The 18,811-nt window shown below is 62.9% G+C and carries 16 protein-coding genes; 2 read left to right on the top strand and 14 right to left on the bottom strand.

Annotated elements, in window-relative coordinates:
• Nucleotides 1-9: 9 nt before the first annotated feature.
• From KR227_RS00370 to KR227_RS00390, 5 genes are read right to left on the bottom strand one after another with little or no spacing between them, the layout of a single operon-like run.
• Complete coding sequence (locus KR227_RS00370; RefSeq protein WP_370451569.1) at nt 10-198, bottom strand: ubiquitin-like protein Pup; 189 nt, start codon at nt 196-198, stop codon at nt 10-12.
• Between the two features lie 12 nt (nt 199-210).
• Nucleotides 211-1,710, bottom strand: a complete 1,500-nt coding sequence (gene dop, locus KR227_RS00375) for a depupylase/deamidase Dop (protein WP_218363243.1) — start codon at nt 1,708-1,710, stop codon at nt 211-213.
• Nucleotides 1,707-3,242, bottom strand: coding sequence for a proteasome ATPase (gene arc / locus KR227_RS00380; RefSeq protein WP_218363648.1), 1,536 nt, complete (start codon nt 3,240-3,242; stop codon nt 1,707-1,709). The genes dop and arc overlap by 4 nt, the downstream gene beginning before the upstream one ends.
• 44 nt (nt 3,243-3,286) lie before the next feature.
• Nucleotides 3,287-4,126 carry a tRNA (adenine-N1)-methyltransferase gene (locus KR227_RS00385; protein WP_218363244.1) on the bottom strand — a complete coding sequence of 280 codons (840 nt, stop codon included), beginning with the start codon at nt 4,124-4,126 and terminating at the stop codon, nt 3,287-3,289.
• 47 nt (nt 4,127-4,173) lie between these two features.
• Entirely contained in the window at nt 4,174-5,418 is a 1,245-nt protein-coding gene (locus tag KR227_RS00390; RefSeq protein WP_218363245.1) for a M18 family aminopeptidase, read from the bottom strand.
• A gap of 66 nt (nt 5,419-5,484) precedes the next feature.
• Between KR227_RS00390 and KR227_RS00395 the strand changes: the two genes are divergently transcribed.
• Nucleotides 5,485-6,357: a RecB family exonuclease gene (locus tag KR227_RS00395; RefSeq protein WP_255548997.1), complete on the top strand. Its 873-nt coding sequence runs from the start codon at nt 5,485-5,487 to the stop codon at nt 6,355-6,357.
• A 15-nt stretch (nt 6,358-6,372) separates the two neighbouring features.
• On the opposite strand, the gene KR227_RS00400 is transcribed toward KR227_RS00395, so the two are convergent.
• Nucleotides 6,373-7,323, bottom strand: a complete 951-nt coding sequence (locus KR227_RS00400; protein ID WP_218363246.1) for a LysR family transcriptional regulator — start codon at nt 7,321-7,323, stop codon at nt 6,373-6,375.
• A gap of 91 nt (nt 7,324-7,414) precedes the next feature.
• Here KR227_RS00400 and KR227_RS00405 point away from each other — a divergent pair, with 91 nt between their 5' ends.
• Nucleotides 7,415-8,542: a TDT family transporter gene (locus KR227_RS00405; RefSeq protein ID WP_218363247.1), complete on the top strand. Its 1,128-nt coding sequence runs from the start codon at nt 7,415-7,417 to the stop codon at nt 8,540-8,542.
• Here KR227_RS00405 and KR227_RS00410 read toward each other — a convergent pair.
• From KR227_RS00410 to KR227_RS00445, 8 genes are all read right to left on the bottom strand, one after another.
• Nucleotides 8,539-9,849, bottom strand: a complete 1,311-nt coding sequence (locus tag KR227_RS00410) for an anaerobic C4-dicarboxylate transporter (protein ID WP_218363248.1) — start codon at nt 9,847-9,849, stop codon at nt 8,539-8,541. The genes KR227_RS00405 and KR227_RS00410 overlap by 4 nt on opposite strands.
• 406 nt (nt 9,850-10,255) lie before the next feature.
• Nucleotides 10,256-11,695, bottom strand: coding sequence for an aspartate ammonia-lyase (gene aspA, locus KR227_RS00415; RefSeq protein WP_218363249.1), 1,440 nt, complete (start codon nt 11,693-11,695; stop codon nt 10,256-10,258).
• A gap of 390 nt (nt 11,696-12,085) precedes the next feature.
• Nucleotides 12,086-12,931: an ATP phosphoribosyltransferase gene (gene hisG, locus KR227_RS00420; RefSeq protein ID WP_218363250.1), complete on the bottom strand. Its 846-nt coding sequence runs from the start codon at nt 12,929-12,931 to the stop codon at nt 12,086-12,088.
• Nucleotides 12,932-13,055: 124 nt separating this feature from the next.
• Nucleotides 13,056-13,319, bottom strand: coding sequence for a phosphoribosyl-ATP diphosphatase (locus KR227_RS00425; RefSeq protein WP_151548577.1), 264 nt, complete (start codon nt 13,317-13,319; stop codon nt 13,056-13,058).
• Nucleotides 13,320-13,400: 81 nt separating this feature from the next.
• The gene (locus KR227_RS00430) at nt 13,401-14,081 is read right to left on the bottom strand and encodes an HAD family phosphatase (RefSeq protein ID WP_218363251.1); all 681 of its coding nucleotides are present in this window, start codon (nt 14,079-14,081) and stop codon (nt 13,401-13,403) included.
• Entirely contained in the window at nt 14,074-14,529 is a 456-nt protein-coding gene (locus KR227_RS00435) for a DUF2867 domain-containing protein (protein WP_218363252.1), read from the bottom strand. Before KR227_RS00435 ends, KR227_RS00430 begins: the two co-directional genes overlap by 8 nt.
• 38 nt (nt 14,530-14,567) lie before the next feature.
• Nucleotides 14,568-18,188 (bottom strand): methionine synthase, encoded by a 3,621-nt coding sequence (metH, locus tag KR227_RS00440; RefSeq protein ID WP_255548998.1) that lies wholly within the window; start codon nt 18,186-18,188, stop codon nt 14,568-14,570.
• Nucleotides 18,189-18,349: 161 nt separating this feature from the next.
• The gene (locus KR227_RS00445; protein WP_218363253.1) at nt 18,350-18,766 is read right to left on the bottom strand and encodes a hypothetical protein; all 417 of its coding nucleotides are present in this window, start codon (nt 18,764-18,766) and stop codon (nt 18,350-18,352) included.
• Nucleotides 18,767-18,811 lie beyond the last annotated feature (45 nt).

Here is an 18,811-nt window from a genome sequence, read left to right on the forward strand (position 1 = left end):
CGTGCTGGCCTACTGTCCGCCCTTTTGCACATAGGCGCGCACGAATTCTTCGGCGTTGTCCTCGAGCAGATCATCGATCTCGTCGAGCAGCTCGTCGGTGCCCTCGGTGGTGATGCTCAGCTGGCCGAAACCGCTGTCCTGGTTATTCTCCTCTGGCCCGCCACCGGGGGTGGTGATCTGTTCTTGTGCCATCGTCACTGTCTCCTTGAGTTATTCGGGGTTGATCATTCGTGCCGCGGCGGCGGCTGTGGGCTGCTCGAAGGCGGCCGCGGTATCGGCGCGGGTATATCCATCGACGGCCACCATAGGCACAGTGAGCATCGACTCGCCCTCGGCCACCACCACGCGGTCCCAGTTGGCACCCACGACCTCATCGGGGTAGCGCGTCATAAACATCCCGCGGGTATAGGCGCGCGAGTCCGTGGGCGGCTCATAGGCGGCGCGCCGGATGGTCTCTTCATCCACGAGAGTGCGCATGCGTTGTTTGCGCACCAAGGCGTGATAGAGCGAGGTGCGCGGATCGATATCGCTATATTGCAGATCCACCAGCGCAATCTTGGGATGATCCCAGCTGGCCCCGCGTGCCACGAAGCCCTTCATAAGCGCGTATTTGGCGACCCAGTCCAGCCGGTCCGCTGCCGCCAGCGGGTTGGTAGCAAGTAAGTCCGCGGCCTCATCCCACTCCGAAAGCAGGCGCTTATCGACGCCATCTCCTACCGCAGCAGCCGCACGGCGGCGGTATTCGCCGAGGATCTCCAGCGCCGTGAGGCGCCGGCCATCGGCGAGCTCGAGGCGGTGGCTCAACGTCAGATCCCGGGATACGGCCGAGACCTCGGCCACGGGATGCGCTAGGGCCAGATCGCTGAAGCGTTCGCCGCGCTGAATAGCGGCGATGACAAGGGAGGTCATACCGAGCTTGAGGAAGCTCGAGACCTGCGACATAGAAGCATCGCCGATAATCACGTGCAGTCGGCCATAATGCTCATCGTCGGTATGAGACTCGTCGCGGGTGTTGATGATGCCGCGGTTGAGCGTCGTCTCCAGGGAGATCTCTTGCTCGATATAGTCGGCGCGTTGGCTGATCTGAAAGCCCGGCTTGTCTCCATGGGGGCCCAGCCCCACTCGGCCGGCGCCGGTCACGACCTGGCGGGTGACGAAGAAGGGGATGAGCGCGGCCGCGAGCTCATCGAAAGGTACGGCGCGGGAATAGCGATAGTTCTCGTGGGAGCCATAGGAGGCGCCCTTGCCGTCCACATTGTTTTTATACAACTTCAGCGGCGGGCAGGGCTCGTGCTTATCCAGCGCGCTGATCCCAGCCTCACTCAGTTCCGCCACTGCGGCGATGGCGTCGAGCGCCACCCTATCCCCCGCCTGGTCGAGCACCATAGCGTAGAAGGGATCCGCGGTTTCTGGCGAGGACACCTCGGGATGGGCGTGATCCACATAGAAGCGGCCGCCATTGCCGAGCACGAGATTGGCCACCCCGAGCGCATGCGGGTCGATTGTCGGCGCGGTGTGATAGCGGCGCAGATCAAAACCGCGGGCATCGCGCAGCGGGGTTTCCGGTCCGAAGTCCCATTGCGTGCCCCGCCGTGCACCCCGCGAGGTGGCATATCCCACCACCGCGTGGGTGGAGGAGATAATCGGGCTCAGCAGCGGTGCGCTCGGGGTGGAAATACCGTACTCGGTTTCGGTGCCAATGAAGATCATGAGAGCACCACCTGGGCCTCCACGACGCGCGCGCCGTGCCGGCCGGTAATCCGCGCCCACTCATCGGGGTTGGAGGTATTGGGTAGGTCCTCGTTTTCTTTCATCTCCACCCGCACGGCCTCACGGAGGTGCTCGGCAGAAACGCCACACACTGTGTCCTGCGGATCCGCCAAATGCTGCTTGATGGCCAGCTTCTTAGCGCGGTCCACGATATTGGCGATCATGGCGCCGGAGACGAAATCATTGGTGTAGAGAGTCTCCTTGCAGCCATTCGACAGCGTCAGCACCACATAGGGGCGCGGGGTAAAGAGCTCCTCTGTGGCGAGGTGAATGAGCTCCTCGCGCTCGCACGCCAAAGGAATCGTGTCGGTGATATAGCGGCTAAAGATCTCATGGGCCTGTTCCCTATTCGGCCGCGATACCTTGATCTTCACATCCAGACGGCCAGGACGCAGGATCGCCGGATCAATGAGCTCCTCGCGGTTGGTAGCGCCAATCACGATGACATTGGCCACCGACTCCACACCGTCGAGTTCCGCCAGCAGCTGCGGCACCACGGTGGTTTCCATATCCGAGCTCCGCCCCGAGCCGCGGGTGCGGAAAATAGATTCCATCTCGTCGAAGAACACGATCACGGGGCGGCCCTCGCTGGCCAATTCCCGGGCGCGCTCGAAGATCAAACGAATCATGCGCTCGGTCTCGCCGACAAACTTATTCAGCAGCTCGGGGCCCTTGACGTTGATGAAATAGGAGGAGCCGACCTCCCCAATACGCGCCGAGAGTGAGTTCGCCACGGCCTTGGCAATCAGAGTCTTGCCACAGCCAGGCGGGCCATAGAGCAGCACCCCCTTGGGTGGGTGCAGATCAAAGTGCTTATAGAGCTCGGGGTGGGTAAAAGGAAGCTCCACGGCATCGTGGATCATCTCGATCTGCTCATCCAGGCCACCGATATCGGTGTAGGTGACATCTGGGATCTCCTCCAGCGCCAAACGGTTGATCTCCGTGTGCGCCACCACCTCCAGCGCCATCAGGGCACGGGAATCATAGAGCACCGTGTCACCCGGTTTGACCGCGCCGGGCTCGCGCAGCGCCTGAGACACGGTGAGTACCGCATTATCGCTGGTGGTGGTGCTAATCAGGATGCGAGAGCCATCCAGTATTTCCGACACAGTAGCTAATTGCCCGGTGGTTTGGGTGCCGCATACCTCGACCACCGCGGAGCTCTCCCCTAGCCGCACCAAGGCGCCGGGCACCAGCTCGGAGGCAGCGACCTCGGGGCTGACCATCAGCCGCATTCGGCGTCCGCCGGTAAAGACGTCCGCGCTGGAATCCTGATAGCCGGCGTCAAGCACGACCCCGTAGGTACTGGGAGGCTGGGCCATGGATTCCATCTGCTCGTTGAGCAGGGCGAGTTTATCGCGCGAGGACTTTAACAACTCCACGAGCTTGGTGTTTCTGCCGGCTAGCTCGCGGTTGATGCGCTGGAGGTGGCGGACCTCAAAGGTCGTCTCCTGAGCGTCGGTGGTCAAAATAGACGCATCTCCTCTAACAGTGTGTCGTACTTTTAAGGCATAGCTTACTTGCGGGCGCGGCGCTGTGGACGAGGAGGGGTCACTCCATCGGCCAATTTGCGGGTCCACACCAAAAATGCGGTGTGGGCATTCATCCGGTGCTCGGGTCGAGTGGCCAAGCCTTCCACCTTCCATTCGCGCACCAAGGACTCCCAAGCGCGCGGCTCGGTGAAGCACTTCTTGTCTCGAATGGCCTCCATGATCTTCATTAGCTGCGGCACCGTGGCCACATAGGTCATGAACACTCCGCCCGGCATGAGCAGCTCAGCGACATTGTCGATACACTCCCAGGGCTCGAGCATGTCGAGGATGATGCGATCGACCGGCCCGTCGGTGTCCTCGGGGCCCACCTGCGTCATATCTCCCAGCCGCAGCGACCAGTTCTTCGGAGCGGTGCCGCCGAAGTATTCGCTCACATTGTTCTGCGCCACCTCCAGGTGATCTTCTCGGATCTCATAGGAGATCACCTCGCCTTCGTCTCCGACAAAGCGGAGCAGCTGCATGGTCAGCGCTCCCGAGCCGGCTCCGGCCTCCAGCACGCGGGCACCGGGGAAAATATCGCCCTCGATGAGAATCTGCGCGGAGTCCTTGGGGTAGATCACCGCCGCGCCGCGCGGCATGGAGAGCACGTGATCTACCAGCAGGTGGCGGAAACAGAGATATTGCCCGCCCTGCGGGGTGGTTACCACCGAGCCTTCGTCGAGGCCGATGATGTCATCGTGTTTGATCTGGCCCTTGTGAGTGAACATGCTCTCACCCGGGGTGAGCTTGATGGTGTGGTGACGGCGCTTGGGATCCGTCAATTGCACCCGGTCACCGGGCTGAAAGGGGCCGGAATAGGCCATGGCGATTGTGCTCCTTTATTTAAGGGTATGAGAGGCGAAAGAGGGTTCTAGGACAGCAGATAGGCCTGCATCGCGGTGGCGAAGTTATCCACATCCTCCGGCGCGGCCAGCTCGCGGGCGGAGTGCATAGACAGCATGGGGATGCCCACATCCACTGTGTCGATGCCCAGACGCGTGGCGCTGATCGGGCCGATCGTCGAGCCACAAGGAACATCGTTGCGGCCCACGAACTGCTGGCATTGAACCCCGGCGTCATGGCAGGCGCGCTCCCAGAGCGCCCAGGTGTGGGCGGTGGTGGCATAGCGCTGATTGGCGTTGATCTTCGTCACCGGCCCCTGGCCGAGCTGCGGCAGATGCTCGGGGGCGTGCTTGTCTGCGTAGTTGGGGTGCACCGCATGTGCGGCATCGGCAGATAGGCAGCTGGCCTGCGCCAGCATCTGGTGATACTCCTCCCGATCGCCACCGAGGGCGGCGCAGAGCCGGCTCAGGACCTCCTCCAGCAGCGGCCCGCCGGCGCCGGTGGGCGATTGGGAGCCCACTTCCTCGTGGTCAAAGGAGGCGAGCACCATGATCGAGTCCGGTTCTGCTGCGGCAGCCTGGCGCAGGGCGAGCAGCGAGGGATAAAGGCTGGAGAGATTATCCAGCCGCCCAGCAGCCAGCATGGACTGCTCGGCGCCCAGCAGCGCCGGGGGCTGGGCATCGACGGTGATCACGTCGAAGCTGGCAATATCCTCTACCTTCACCTCGGCGCAGCGGGCGAGTTCTTCGAGAATCACCGCGCGGTCGGGGCGGCCGAATCCGGCGATGGGATGCAGCTGGGTTTGCTTATTCAGGGAGATATCGTTGTCGCGGCTTAAGTGGATAGCGAGATGCGGGATACGGGCGATCGCCGGGGTATGGACGAGCCGCGAGGTGGCGTCGTGAAGCACCAGCTCGCCGGCGAGGGCAAGATCCCGATCCAACCACGAGGCGAAGATCGGGCCGCCATAGACCTCTACTTCTACTTGGTTCCATCCATGCTGGTAGCTATCGGCATGGGGCTTGAGCTTGAAGCCTGGCGAATCGGTATGGCTGCCGATAATGCGCAGCGGCGAGGTGGCGCTGGCCTTCGCCGGCACCCACCACGCGAGCAGCGCCCCGCCGCGCACGAGATAGTGGCCGCCGGGCTGAGCGTCGAAGGGCTGGCTGCGGTTATAGGGGCGGAAACCCGCTTCGGCGAGCAGCTCGGCGCCGCTGCGGGCGGCGTGAAAGGAACTGGGCGAGGAGAGCAGAAAGTCGCGGAATGAGGTCATGGCACTTAAGGATAGTGCCGCCTACTCCCCACGCTTGCGCGGGGAGGCTTAGACTACATAGTCACTATGGCACAGCTAGCACTTTCTCCCTCCCGCGCCTCGGACTACCAGCGCTGCCCGCTGCTCTACCGCCTCCGCGCCATCGATAAAATCCCCGAGCCCACGACCCTGCCCCAGATCAAGGGCACTCTCGTGCACGCAGTGCTCGAGGAGATGCACAAAGAGCAGCGCTCCAGCCGCGACTTTCCCCGGGCCGTGAAAAAGCTGAAGCCACTATGGGCGCAGATGGTGGAGAAAGACCCGGAGCTGCTGGAGCTGGTGCCCGAGGAGGACCTCTATGATTTCCTCGTGGAATGCCGCGCCCTGCTGCGGGGGTATTTCGAGATGGAAAACCCGCAGGGCTTCGACGCCAAGCAGTGCGAGATGTATGTGAACACCACCCTGCCCAATGGGGTGCCGGTGCGTGGCTTCATCGACCGAGTAGACGTCGCCCCCACGGGGGAAGTGCGCGTGGTGGACTATAAGACCGGCAAAAAGCCACTACCCCGCTATTCCCACGACGCCACTTTTCAGATGCGCTTTTATGCCCTCGTGTACTGGCGGCTTTATGGGGTGATCCCGCACCAGCTGCGGCTGATGTATCTCAAGGTGATCGACTCGATGTTTCTCACCCCCTCCAAGGAAGAGCTGGAGTATTTCGAGCGGGATCTCGGCGAGCTCTGGGAGAAGATCCTCGCCGATGGTCGAAGCGGCACCTTCCGGCCCCGCACCTCGAAGCTCTGCGGCTGGTGCGCGCATCAGTCCCTCTGCCCCGCCTTCGGTGGCATCCCGCCGGAGTATCCCGGCTGGCCGGGGCCGCAGGACACGCTGCCCCTGCACGAGGTCAGCGCCGCGCAGTCCGCGCAGTCCGCGCAGGAGACCGGCCAAGACGCTAAGTAGAGCGCGGCCGGATCGCTAGTCTCGTCGTATGCGCGGCGGTGCCTCGCGTGCGCTCACCTCGCGAGCCGCCCGCAGCATCAGTGCTGCGGCCCCGCGCGGGCGCGATCCGGTGCGCCACAGCGCCCGAATGGGGCGGCGCAGCGTGGCATCGGCGATATCCACCTCCACCAGCGCCCCGCTGGCACAATGCTCGGCGACGCTGATTGCCGGCACCACGGCCGGAGCGCCGGTGCTGAGCGCGAGATTGATCACCGCCATGGGGCTGCTCGCCTCCGCAACGGGAGGAGCCCACGGCACCCCAACGGCAATGTCGAGCACCTCCCGCGTGCCGGAGCCATGCTCGCGCAGGATCAGCGGGGTGCGTGTCAGCTCGGCGCTGCGCACCGAGACCGCTGTCGCCCACGGGTGATCGGGGCGCACGACGAGACAGAGCCGATCCTCGCACACGACGGAGGTGCTGAATACCCGGTGGCCGCCGAGAGAGTCGGGGACGGGAACATTCACCGACTCAATAAATCCAAGACTGGTGTGGCCCTGCGCCACGGCGGTAGCCACCTGATCGGAATTGACGGCGACCATCTCCAGCTGGGCCTGCGGATGGCTGTGGCGTAGCGCGGCAAACCAACGCGGCAGGTAGTACTCGCTCACCGTCCGTGAGACGTAGACGCTCACCTTCGGTGCAGCGGGATGGCGTTCGAGCTCAAGCGCATCGCCCAAAGCAGCCGAGGCCCCCACAATCTCCTGGGCGGTGGCCTGCACCTTCTCCCCGGCGGCGGTGAGTCGGGTGCCCGTGGGGCCGCGATGAAACAAGGTGACACCGAGTTCGCCTTCGAGTCTCCGCATGCGTTCCGAGACGGCCTGTTGGCTCAAGCCATGGGCACGGGCCGCAGCCCCAAAAGAGCCTAAGCGGGCACTATCCACCAGGATCTGGAGGGCGCGAAGATCAGGAAGATCACTAAGCGACATGCCTTGATAGTAACCCTCACAGGCAGCGCTTGTGACCGCATCGGAAGAGGCGGTCTACTCTCCACATCACGGTGCTGGCACAGTGGTAGACGTGACTCAAGAAACAACCACCTCTCAGGCTCGCCCTTCCCTGCCGCACGCCCGCGTTCTGGGCAGGCAGCGTCCCCTCCTCGTTCCCGGACCCGGTCCCGCCTGGTTCGGTGCGGTAATGGGTACCGGCATCCTTTCTAATCTGTTCATCACCGTCGGTGGCTTGCGCCTGCTCGGCACAGTCATGCTCGTGCTGGGCTGGCTGATGCTGGTGGGCATCACCGCCGCGTTTTTCCGCCGTTCGCGGCGTGATCGGGCCGTGCTTTTTACCTCGATTACCGATACCGGCCAGTGCACCGGCTGGGGCATGGTGGCCATGGGCTATCTCTCGGTGGGCGCGGCCACTCCCGTGGTCTTGGGGGCCTGGGAGGCCCCAGCAGGGGTGATGGATGCCGCCTGGAACGTGGACATGCTGATGTGGCTGATCGGCACCACGATCGGCATCATCGGCGCCTTCGGCATGGGCTATGTGATCATCAGGAACCGCCTCGCCGAGCCGCGCCCAGTATGGGGACTGCCGATCGTCGCGCCGATGGTGGCGGCGACTACGGGCGCCTCGCAGGTACCGCAGCTGGCGTCGACAGGCGCCAAGGTGTGGCTGCTTATGGCGTCGACCGCCTGTTTCTTCATCGCCCTCGTGCTGGCCTCGATCGTCTTTATGCTGTCCTATGTGCATGCGTGGCGACGCTCTCCCCTGCCGCCGGCGGCGCTGACCTCGGCGTGGATTCCGCTGGGCATTATTGGCCAGTCGAGCGCGGCGGCGCAGGTGATCGCGCGCCAGGCAGCATCCTTCGCGCAACCGGAGCCTGCCAGCCATATCCTGCATATCGCCGACGTCTATGGGCTGGTGATGATGCTGCTCGGCATTCCGATGCTGCTGGCAGCCTTCTATCTCAGCTATAGCGGTTTCTTGAGCACGATGCCGGTACATCCCGGCTGGTGGGCGCTGACCTTCCCGGTGGGAACACTCGCGCTCGGCACCCACTTTTTGGGTATGCACATGCCACTGTTCGCGGCGCTGAGCCACGCCTTCTTGCTGCTCCTCGTCTTCCACTGGCTCGTCGCCGGCTATGGTTCGGTGCGCAGCATCGTCGCTGCGCACCAGCATCGTAAAGGCGCATCCAGCTAGAGGACGACGCCACCGATGAGAAAGCCCAGCCCCACGGCAAGGGCGATGCACACGGTGCCCGGTACGAGGAAGGGATGGTTAAACACTGCCTTGCCGATGCGGGTGGAGCCGGTATCGTCCATTTCCACTGCGGCCAGCAGCGTGGGATAGGTGGGCAGGATAAAGAGCGAGGACACCGCGGCGAAGGAGGCCACGGCCGTGAGCGGGGCAACGCCCACGGCTAGGGCGGCCGGCATGAGCGCCTTGGTGGTGGCGGCCTGGGAGTACAGCAGGGCTGCGGCGAAGAAGAGAATCACCGCCAGAGTCCAGGGGTAATCGGTGAGGAAGTCCGCCGAGAAGGCCGTGATCTGCTCCAGGTAGTTATTGATAATGGTGGTGCCCAGCCAGGCCACGCCCATGACGCAGACGCAGGCGCTCATACCGGCCTTGAACACCTGGGTGCCCACAATCTCTGCCGCCGGAATCTTGCACACCATCACGATGATGGCGGCGGTGCTGAGCATGATCGTCATAATCGCCTCATTGCGCGGCAGGCTCGGATCACTGATCAGCCCCACTTGCTCGGAGATCAGGGTGGCATAGACCATCACCAGCGCGATAGCCGCGAGAAAGATCAGCACCGAGGCACGCGCCCCAGCGGGAGCGGTATAGTCCCGTGCGCCCTGTGGCGGGGAGACCAGCCCTTGTTTCAGGCGGGACTGGTAGACGGGATCGTCCTCGAGTTCTTTGCCCGAGCGATTGGCGAGAAAGGCTGTGGGGAAGATCGCGAGGAATGTCGCGGGGATCACCACCGCGAGCAGCTGCAGATACCCCACCCCGAGTGGCTCCATGATCGAGGCCATAAACACCACCGCTGCGGAGATCGGGGACGCCGTGATGGCCATCTGCGAGGCCACGACCGCCACCGAGAGGGGACGCGAGGGGCGGACTTTGCCTTCCTTGGCCACCTCGGCGATCACCGGCAGGGTGGAAAAAGCAGTATGGCCGGTGCCGGCGAGCAGCGTCATGAGATAGGTGACCACCGGCGCGTAGTAGGTTACCCGCTTCGGATTGGATCGCAGGACCTTTTCTGCCCAGTGCACCAGATAGTCCATACCTCCGGCGCGCTGCATCGCGGCAATAGCGGCAATCACGGCCATGATGATGCCGATGACATCGAAGGGGATGTCCTCTCGGCTCACGGGCACGCCCGTGGCTCCCAGCAGCAGCACGCCCAAGCCGCCGGCAAAACCAATGGCGATCGAGCCGAGCCGGGCACCGAGGACGATCGCCGCGAGAACAATAAGGATCTGTAGGGCAACAAGCACGAAGGGCTCCTCACATCTTTGGGATGCTGCGCTGCGGTGAGCACAACCGCGCCCGCGGCTGCAGACACCGCCTAGCGCATCCCACACCTGAGGGCCTCAGAGAAGCCCTCAGCACTACAACAGGTACGTACACGTGCCGTCTGCGCTGCGGCAGGGGCCTTCACGTCTCGTGTGGAAGGCATGAGCGCACAGGCGGACACCGCATGCCTAGAGCCAGTGCGAGGGAGATGCGCAGCGGGCGAGCCAACGCCACAGCACGCATGGAAAATAGCTTCGAGGCATGCCAATAAAGGGGCAGTAGATGAGCCAGTGATAGCGCGGCTCATCCCCATGCCCGAGACATCCTACCTCACGTATGGGGGTGTCTGGGTGAAGGTACTGCTCCCCTAGCGCCCAGCAGGTAGAGCTACTGCTGCTCCTGCTGCTGGTGCGCGGCCTTGAACTTCGGGTGCATGAGATTGTCCACACTCAGCACCTCGTCCAGTGTCTCCTCATCGAGCAAGCCACGCTCCAAGACGAGCTCCCGCACGCTGCGGCCGGTACGGGCCGCCTCCTTTCCGATGAGATCGCCATTGTGGTGGCCAATGAAGGGGTTGAGATAGGTGATCACTCCAATGGAGTTATCCACGTAGTCGCGGCACACCTGCTCATTGGCGGTGATGCCATTCACGCACTTCTCACGCAGAGTGTCGCAGGCATTGCCCAGAAGCGAGATGCTCTCGAAGATCGCTTGGCCGATGGCCGGCTCCATCACGTTCAGCTGCAGCTGGCCGGCCTCGGAGGCCCAGGTGACCACGCTGTCATTGCCGAAGATCTTGAAGCACACTTGGTTCACGACCTCGGGGATCACCGGATTCACCTTTGCCGGCATGATCGAGGACCCCGCCTGCATCTCCGGCAGGTTGATCTCATTGAGGCCGGCGCGCGGGCCCGAGGAGAGCAGGCGCAGGTCATTAGAGATCTTGGACAGCTTCATGGCGGCGCGCTTCAAGGCGCCGTGCAGCAGCACATAGGCGCCGCAGTCGCTGGTGGCCTCGATGAGGTTCTCGGAGGCGGAAATATCGAGCCCCGTGACCTCCCGCATCGCCTCGATGATGGTGTCTTGATAGCGCTCGGGGGTATTGAGCCCCGTGCCAATGGCGGTAGCGCCCAAGTTCAGGGAGAGCAGCCGGTGGGCGGCGTGCTGGATCACCTCGTGCTCCTCGCCCAGATTGACCGAGAAGCCGGTGAACTCATCACCCAAGGTCATCGGAACGGCGTCTTGGAGCTGGGTGCGCCCCATCTTGATGACGCCAGAAAATTCCTCGCCCTTGGCCGCGAAGGCCTCGCAGAGGGCGTCGATCTTGGCCACCACGTCCTGCACGGCCGCATAGACGCCGAGCCGGAAACCGGAAGGATAGGCGTCATTGGTGGACTGGCTCATATTCACATCGTCATTGGGATTGATAAAGACGTATTCGCCCTTGTTCTTCCCGATGTGCTCGAGCGCGAGGTTGGCCACCACCTCATTGGTGTTCATATTCACCGAGGTGCCTGCCCCGCCTTGGAAGACGTCGATCGGGAACTGGTCCATGGCTACCCCATGGTCCAGAATCTGATCGCAGGCCCACACAATGGCATCCGCCTTATCCTTTGCCAGCACCCCGAGCCGATGATTGGCCATAGCCGTCGCCTTTTTCACCATCACCATTCCCCTAATAAATTCAGGGACGTCATTAATGGTGGTGCCGGAAATCTGGAAGTTCTGCATCGCCCGCAGGGTATGCACGCCATAATAAGCGTCCTGCGGAACCTGCATTTCTCCCAGCAGGTCTTCTTCAGTACGAAAAGCGGAGGTCGAAGCCATGCGAACCCTTTCAATTCACTCGATTCTTTGTCTATCCACCCAATGGTAACGCCGCTTCTGGCGCGGCGAATCGGGCCGCAAGAGTCTCGGCAGAAAAGAGATCGGGGCGAATATAAGAGGAAATGAAGAGTTTTTGTATAACGGTTGTACTGGATCAATATCCGTGCTGAGTATCCCCCATCGTCTGCGCTCCCGAGCTGAGAACACGTTGCGGTTTCAGAAGCGAGCCTTGCGGCTCCGGCGGCCGCTCCCCCAGAAACACAGAACGCCCACCTCCACCTATTTCGGGGGTGGAAGTGGGCTGGCTATGGCGCCGCCAACCCGTATGTATGCGGGTAGTGGCGGAGCGTAGAGTTCCTCGGCCGCAGCGACCGTTGAGCGCGGGCGCGGCTAGATGCGGGCGATGGCGATCTCGGAGGCGAGGATGGCCTTGGCGCCAACGGCGGCTAGCTGATCCATGACGGTATTGGCGTCCTCCCGCGGCACCATGGCGCGCACCGCCCGCCAATTCTCCAGCGCCAGCGGCGAGACGGTGGGACCGGATAGGCCGGGAGTAATGGCCACGCATTCCTCGAGCTTGTCGGCCTCGACGTTGTAGTCGAGCATCAGGAAGTTGTGGGCGTGCAAAATGCCCTCGATACGGCGCAGCAGCACGCGCTGCTCCTGGGTGACTTGGTGGCCCTTGCGGCCCACAACCACCGCTTCGGAGGTGATGATCGGATCACCGAAGGGAGCGAGGCCCTGCTTGCGCAGGGTGCGGCCGGTAGAGACCACATCGGCGATCACATTGGCCACGCCCAATTTGATGGAGATCTCCACCGCGCCCTCGAGGCGGATGACGCTGGCATCGATGTCGTGTTCCTGCAGGAAGGAGCGCACGAGGTTGGGATAGGAGGTGGCGATGCGGGCGCCTTCCAGATCCGGGATGCTCCACTGCTCGTCCTTGGGCGCGGCAAAGCGGAAGGTGGAATCGCCGAAGCCGAGGGCGAGCACCTCCTCGGTCTCCTCGCGGCAATCCGCGGCCAAATCGCGGCCGGTGATGCCGAGATCTAATTGGCCACTGGCCACATAGATGGCGATGTCCTTGGGGCGAAGGAAGAAGAACTCGACGTCATTGCGCGTGTCCATCACGGTCAGCGCTTTGGAATCACCGCGGGAGGGATATCCGGCCTCAGTGAGGATGGACATGGCCTTCTCGGATAAGGAACCCTTGTTGGGGACAGCTACTTTCAACATGATCTAGCTCGCTTTCTACGCTGGGTCGCACTGGGCGCTGCTTAGTGCCGCGGGAGCGCTGTGGGGTGCATGCTGCGCTGCACTGAGTAAAGGAGCGCCCGTTGCGGGGCGCCGTCGATCGTGCTTAGAGGTACTTGTACACGTCCTCGGGGCGGATGCCACGAGCCACCATAATCACCTGAGACCAGTAGATGAGCTGCGAGAGTTCCTCGGCGAGTTCCTCATCCGACTGATACTCCGCGGCGAGCCACACCTCGCCGGCTTCCTCAATAACCTTTTTGCCTAGGGAATGGACCCCGGCATCAAGGGCGGCTACAGTGCCCGAATCGGCGGGCCGATTCTTCTTGCGGTCGAGGAGCTCTTCATACAGCGATTCAAAATCTTTCACAATCGATCATTCTTTCACAGAGCCGCCGCGGGCGTGCGCTGAGGCGGTGTTTTCCCCTACAGCGAGGGCAGCCGCGTAGGGCTAGGGCAGCTGCTCGAACCACTGCTCGACCATATCGGCGGTGATCGTGGAGAAGTCGATGGAGCCATGGAGTTCGGCGAGGGTACGCACCCGCTCGGGCGTGGGTGTCGTGGCATCCGCCACTACGCCGATTACCCGACAACCAGCTGCGGCTGCAGCCTGCATGCCCGTGGCCGAGTCCTCGAAGACCAGGCAATCATGGGGGTCGAGGCCGTATCGCTGGGCGGCGAGAAGGTACATGTCCGGCGCCGGTTTGGCCCGGGGCACCTCATCGCCAAAGAAGGCGGTGTCAAAGAAGTGCTCCCCCACCGCAGAGACTGCGTGATGAGCCAAGGCGCGCGGGGTGTTGGTGGTGATCGCCATGGGGATGCCGCGGCGAGAGAATTCGCCCAAGAGCGCGCGCATTCCCGGTACCGGCTGCAGCTGATTATCAAAGAGCTCGGTCACCCGGGCATACATCTGCTCGCGCAAGCCCTCATAGTCGAGATCGGCCACCTCTACCCCGGCGTGGGCGGCGCAGATAGCCAGCGTGTTATCGAAATTGCCGCCCACTGTCTTTTCCCGCAGCTCTGGGGTGAGCCGGCGCCCTATCTGTTCGGAGAGTTCATAGGTAGCCACCCCCCAGAGCGGTTCGGAATCGACAAGGGTGCCGTCCATATCCCAGAAAATAGCTTTAAGCACTACGAATAATCCCTTTGAGCATGGAAGAAAGAATGAAGAGGTGGATGGGCAAAAGCGCGTACCAGTAGAGATTGCCGACCACGGAGGTGCTATGAAAGCGCGCCCTTTGAGTCAGGGTGTGGCCATGAATCTCCCAGGCGAGCGTGGCCTTGCCGGGAAGCCGTGCGGCGACCTTCAGTACCAGCCGCTCGGGGCGCTCGATCTCGGAGACCACGAAGAAGCCCACCGCATCGTCTTCGCGCAGGGTGCGCGGATGCCGCCTGGGTCGGCGCATTCCCGGCCCGCCGAGCAGCTCGTCCACGCGACCGCGGATGGCCCATGGCAGGGCCAGGGAGAACCAGCCATTCTCGCCACCGATACGCTCCAGCGTGGCGAACACAGCGTGGGGAGAGTGGCAGAACACGGCGCTGCGCTCGTCTTCAAAGGTCCGTTTCGGGGCAGTGAGCATGCGTTCGAGGATACCGCACGCCCCGTTTTCGGCCGGCGCTAGACGTTGAAGTACTTCGCCTCGGGGTGATAGAGCACGAAGGCATCGGTGGATTGCTCGGGGTGGAGCTGCAGCTCCTCCGAGAGGCCCACGCCGATACGCTCGGGCTCGAGCAGTTCCACGAGTGCTGCTCGATCTTCGAGGTTCGGGCAGGAACCATAGCCGAAGGAAAAGCGCGCCCCGAGATACTCGAGATCAAAGAAGCCGCTGACGTCGGTGGGATCAGCCTTGGCCGCATCGGAGCCATCCGCGAAGGCCAGCTCGGCGCGGACGCGCCCGTGCCAATACTCGGCGAGGGCCTCGGTGAGTTGAACGCTGATGCCGTGGATCTCGAGGTAGTCGCGGTAGTTGTCCTTGGCAAAGAGCTCATTGGCAAAGTCAGCGATGGGCTGGCCCATGGTCACCAGCTGCATCGGCCACACATCCACCGTGCCGCGGGCACGCGCCTCCTCCCAAGGCAGGATGAAATCGGCGATACACAGGAACTTGCCGCGCTGCTGCCGGGGGAAGCTAAAACGCATCCGCTCTGGGGCATCCGGGCGGGGCTCGGAGAGGATCACCACATCATCGCCCTCCGATACGGCCGGGAAGTAGCCGTAGACCACGGCGGCATGATCGAGGATCCTCTCGGGCTTGAGCCGATCAATCCACGCGCGCAGGCGCGGCCGGCCTTCGCTCTCTACGAGTTCTTCATAGCTTGGTCCGCCGTCGCCACGGCTGCCGCGCAATCCCCACTGCCCGAGGAAAAGGGCCCGCTCATCGAGGCACGTCATATACTCCTTCAAGGCAATACCCTTGACCACGCGGGTGCCCCAGAACGGCGGGGTGGCGACCTCTTCGGGGATACTTACTGCGGAGCGGCTGGGAACCTCCACTGGTTCCTGGGCGGCCTTGCGCTCGGCGGCAATACGCTTGGAGCGTTCGCGGCGCTCACGGCGCGCCTTCTTCTTCTCCTCGCGTTTCGCTTTCTCGGCTGCCTCGGCCTCGCTGAGTTGGCCCTTGTCGCCACGGGCATCCTGCATGACCTCGTTCATCAGCCGCAGCCCCTCGAAGGCATCGCGGGCGTAGAACACATCGCCGTGATAGAGCGCATCGAGATCGTCTTCCACATAGGTGCGCGTCAGCGCCGCCCCACCGAGAAGCACGGGATAACGATCCGCTTCTTCGCGCTCCGCGAGCTCGTTGAGCTCGAGCAGGTTGTCCTTCATCACCACGGTGGATTTCACGAGCAGTCCCGACATGCCGATGACATCGGCGCCGTGTTCCTTCGCCGCGGAGGCGATGGTGGCGATCGGCTGCTTAATGCCGAGGTTCACCACGGTGTAGCCATTATTGGAGAGGATGATATCCACTAGGTTCTTGCCGATATCGTGCACATCACCCTTCACCGTGGCCAGCACGATGGTGCCCTTAGACCCGGTGTTATCGGAGGCCTCCATGAAGCTTTCGAGATAGCCCACCGCCGATTTCATGGTTTCGGCGGACTGCAGCACGAAGGGCAGCTGCATCTCTCCGGAACCGAAGAGATCACCCACCGTCTTCATGCCCCGCAGCAGGTCCTCATTGATGATGGCAATCGGGCTCTTTTCCGCCATCGCGGCGTCGAGATCCTCCTGCATGCCGTTTTTCTCGCCATCGATGATGCGCTGTGCCAGCCGGTCGAGCAGCGGCAGAGCGGCGAGGGCTTCTTGGCGGGCATCCTGGGCAGAGGCCGCGGAGACGCCGTCGAAAAGCTCCATGAACACCTGCAAAGGGTCATAGTCCTCGCTGCGGCGGTTGTACACCATATCCAGCGCCACCTCGCGCTGGCGCTCATCGATGCGGTTGAAGGGGATGATCTTGGAGGAGTGCGCGATCGCGGTGTCGAGGCCCGCGTTGATGCATTCGGAGAGAAACACCGAGTTGAGCACCTGCCGGGCTGCCGGATTGAGCCCGAAGGAGATATTGGACAGACCCAGCGTGGTGTGCACCCGTGGATACTTCGCCTTGAGTGCTTTGATGGCCTCGATCGTTTCGATGCCATCGCGCCGGGTCTCCTCCTGTCCCGTCGAGATCGGGAAGGTGAGGCAGTCGACGATGATGTCCTCGTGCCGCAGCCCGTAGGTGCCCGTGATGTCCTCGATGAGGCGGGTGGCGATCTCCACCTTCTTCTCTGCGGTGCGGGCCTGGCCCTCCTCGTCGATGGTCAAGGCCACCACCGCGGTGCCGTGCGCCTGCACCAGCTCCATGATGCGGCGATAGCGGGAATCGGGGCCGTCTCCATCTTCGAAGTTCACCGAGTTCACCGCGCAGCGCCCGCCGAGTTTTTCCAGCCCCGCCTCGATCACGGCGGGCTCGGTGGAGTCGATCATGATCGGCAGCGTGGAGGAGGTGGCCAGCAGCTCTGCAAAGCGCGCCATGTCCTCGCGGCCATCGCGGCCCACATAGTCAATACACACATCGAGCATGTGCGCGCCATCGCGGGTTTGGGTCTTGGCGATATCCAGGCAGGTCTCCATGTCCCCAGCCAGCATCGCCTCACGAAAGGCCTTGGAACCATTGGCGTTGGTGCGCTCGCCGATCATGGTGATACCGGTGTCCTGGGTGAGAGGCACCGCCGTATAGAGCGAGGACACAGTATCCTCCGGCTCTTCTTGGGGCCGTGCGGTCGGGTTATCCCTTTTGCCCTCGAGCTTGTCGACGACAACCCGGATGTGTTCAGGCGTCGTACCACAGCAGCCGCCCACCATGGCCAAACCATAGTCATCGACGAAGCGGGCCAGCGCATCGCCGAGTTCTACGGGCGTGAGGGGATATTCGGCGCCATTGGGCCCGAGTACCGGCAAGCCAGCATTGGGCATCACGGACACCGGCACCGAGGCGTGGGTGGCCAGATAGCGCAGGTGCTCGCTCATCTCGTGCGGGCCGGTGGCGCAGTTGAGGCCGATCATGGAAATACCGAGCCGCTCCAGAGCGGTGAGGGCGGCGCCGATCTCGGAGCCGAGCAACATCGTGCCGGTGGTTTCCACGGTGACGTGGCAGATAATCGGCCGACTGGCCTGCAGCTCTGCCTCGGCCTGATGGATGCCGTGGATAGCGGCCTTGACCTGCAGCAAATCCTGGGCGGTCTCCACTAGGAAGGCGTCGACCCCGCCGCGGAGCAGGCCCTTGGCGGCCAGATAGTAGTACTGCTTGAGATCGCCGAACTGGGCGTGACCCAAGGAAGGCAGCTTCGTGCCTGGCCCGAGACTGCCGAGCACATAGCGCGGCGTGGCCTCGTCAGCAGCGGAGTATTCATCGCACAATTCGCGAGCGATCTGCGCGCCCGCGTAGGCCAGCTCCTCGCAGCGATCGGCGATGTCATAATCGGCCAGGTTCGGTAGGTTGCAGCCGAAGGTATTGGTCTCCACCAGCTCGGCACCGGCATCGAGGAAGCCGCGATGGATCTCGCGGAGCACATCGGGGCGGGTGACGTTGAGAATCTCGTTGCAGCCCTCGAGATTCAGAAAGTCGCTGTCTAAGTCCAGATCAAAGTTTTGCAGCTGGGTACCCATGGCCCCATCGCCGACGAGCACGCGGGTGCCGAGAACCTCGGCAAGAGGCGGGGTGGTGATCTGCGAAATAGCGTCAATCTGGCTCATGAAATAGACAGCTTAGTACGCAACTAGCGTGTGATCCAAGCCAATGGCCCTGCTCGCAAGAAACCGAGCGGTCTAATCAGTGCCTGAGCTCCGCTCTCTCTACCCCCGCCGGTGCTTATCGGCCAGCGCGAAGGTGCCCGGAAGGCGCAGCTCAGCAGCGTCTACTCGGTGTCGTTCGCGGACTCGCCGAGCTCCCACTCCTGCTCTAGCGGCGCGCCGAGGCTGCGGCATACAGCGCGGAAAAAATCACTGAACTCAGCGGATTCCTCGGTATCGAGGAGGGCATAATCGACGCTGCGGTCAATGCGTTCGAGTTCGGTGATGGCGGCATCTACCTCGCGGTGCAGCGCCGTCTCGCTCGCGGTGCCGGTCTCCTCGGCGCAGCGATAGGCGCGATCGAGAAAGCCCCGCAGCACGGATTCCACCAGTGGCACGATGGCCGGTGGATAGGGCTCCTCCCAGTAGTCGGTATCACCGTCGGAGAGATAGGCGCCGGTGGCGAAGTCACTGAGATCAGCACATAGCGTGCTGATCTGGGAATCGAAATGGCTGCGCGGTGTGGGCGTGGTCTGGCTCATGATGAGTATTCTGCCTGAGCACCCGCCGCCGCGCAGCCTCGGAGA

It is taken from the genome of Corynebacterium sp. TAE3-ERU30, assembly GCF_019209925.1.
GTDB classification, from domain to species: Bacteria; Actinomycetota; Actinomycetes; order Mycobacteriales; family Mycobacteriaceae; genus Corynebacterium; species Corynebacterium megadyptis.

Excerpts from the sequence above, each read along its gene's own strand:
- KR227_RS00400 (WP_218363246.1), bottom strand. The coding sequence starts at position 7,323 with ATGTCGCTTAGTGATCTTCCTGATCTTCGCGCCCTCCAGATCCTGGTG.
- dop (WP_218363243.1), bottom strand. The coding sequence starts at position 1,710 with ATGATCTTCATTGGCACCGAAACCGAGTACGGTATTTCCACCCCGAGC.
- hisG (WP_218363250.1), bottom strand. The coding sequence starts at position 12,931 with ATGTTGAAAGTAGCTGTCCCCAACAAGGGTTCCTTATCCGAGAAGGCC.
- KR227_RS00435 (WP_218363252.1), bottom strand. The coding sequence starts at position 14,529 with ATGCTCACTGCCCCGAAACGGACCTTTGAAGACGAGCGCAGCGCCGTG.
- KR227_RS00395 (WP_255548997.1), top strand. The coding sequence starts at position 5,485 with ATGGCACAGCTAGCACTTTCTCCCTCCCGCGCCTCGGACTACCAGCGC.
- metH (WP_255548998.1), bottom strand. The coding sequence starts at position 18,188 with ATGAGCCAGATTGACGCTATTTCGCAGATCACCACCCCGCCTCTTGCC.
- KR227_RS00385 (WP_218363244.1), bottom strand. The coding sequence starts at position 4,126 with ATGGCCTATTCCGGCCCCTTTCAGCCCGGTGACCGGGTGCAATTGACG.
- aspA (WP_218363249.1), bottom strand. The coding sequence starts at position 11,695 with ATGGCTTCGACCTCCGCTTTTCGTACTGAAGAAGACCTGCTGGGAGAA.
- KR227_RS00390 (WP_218363245.1), bottom strand. The coding sequence starts at position 5,418 with ATGACCTCATTCCGCGACTTTCTGCTCTCCTCGCCCAGTTCCTTTCAC.
- KR227_RS00445 (WP_218363253.1), bottom strand. The coding sequence starts at position 18,766 with ATGAGCCAGACCACGCCCACACCGCGCAGCCATTTCGATTCCCAGATC.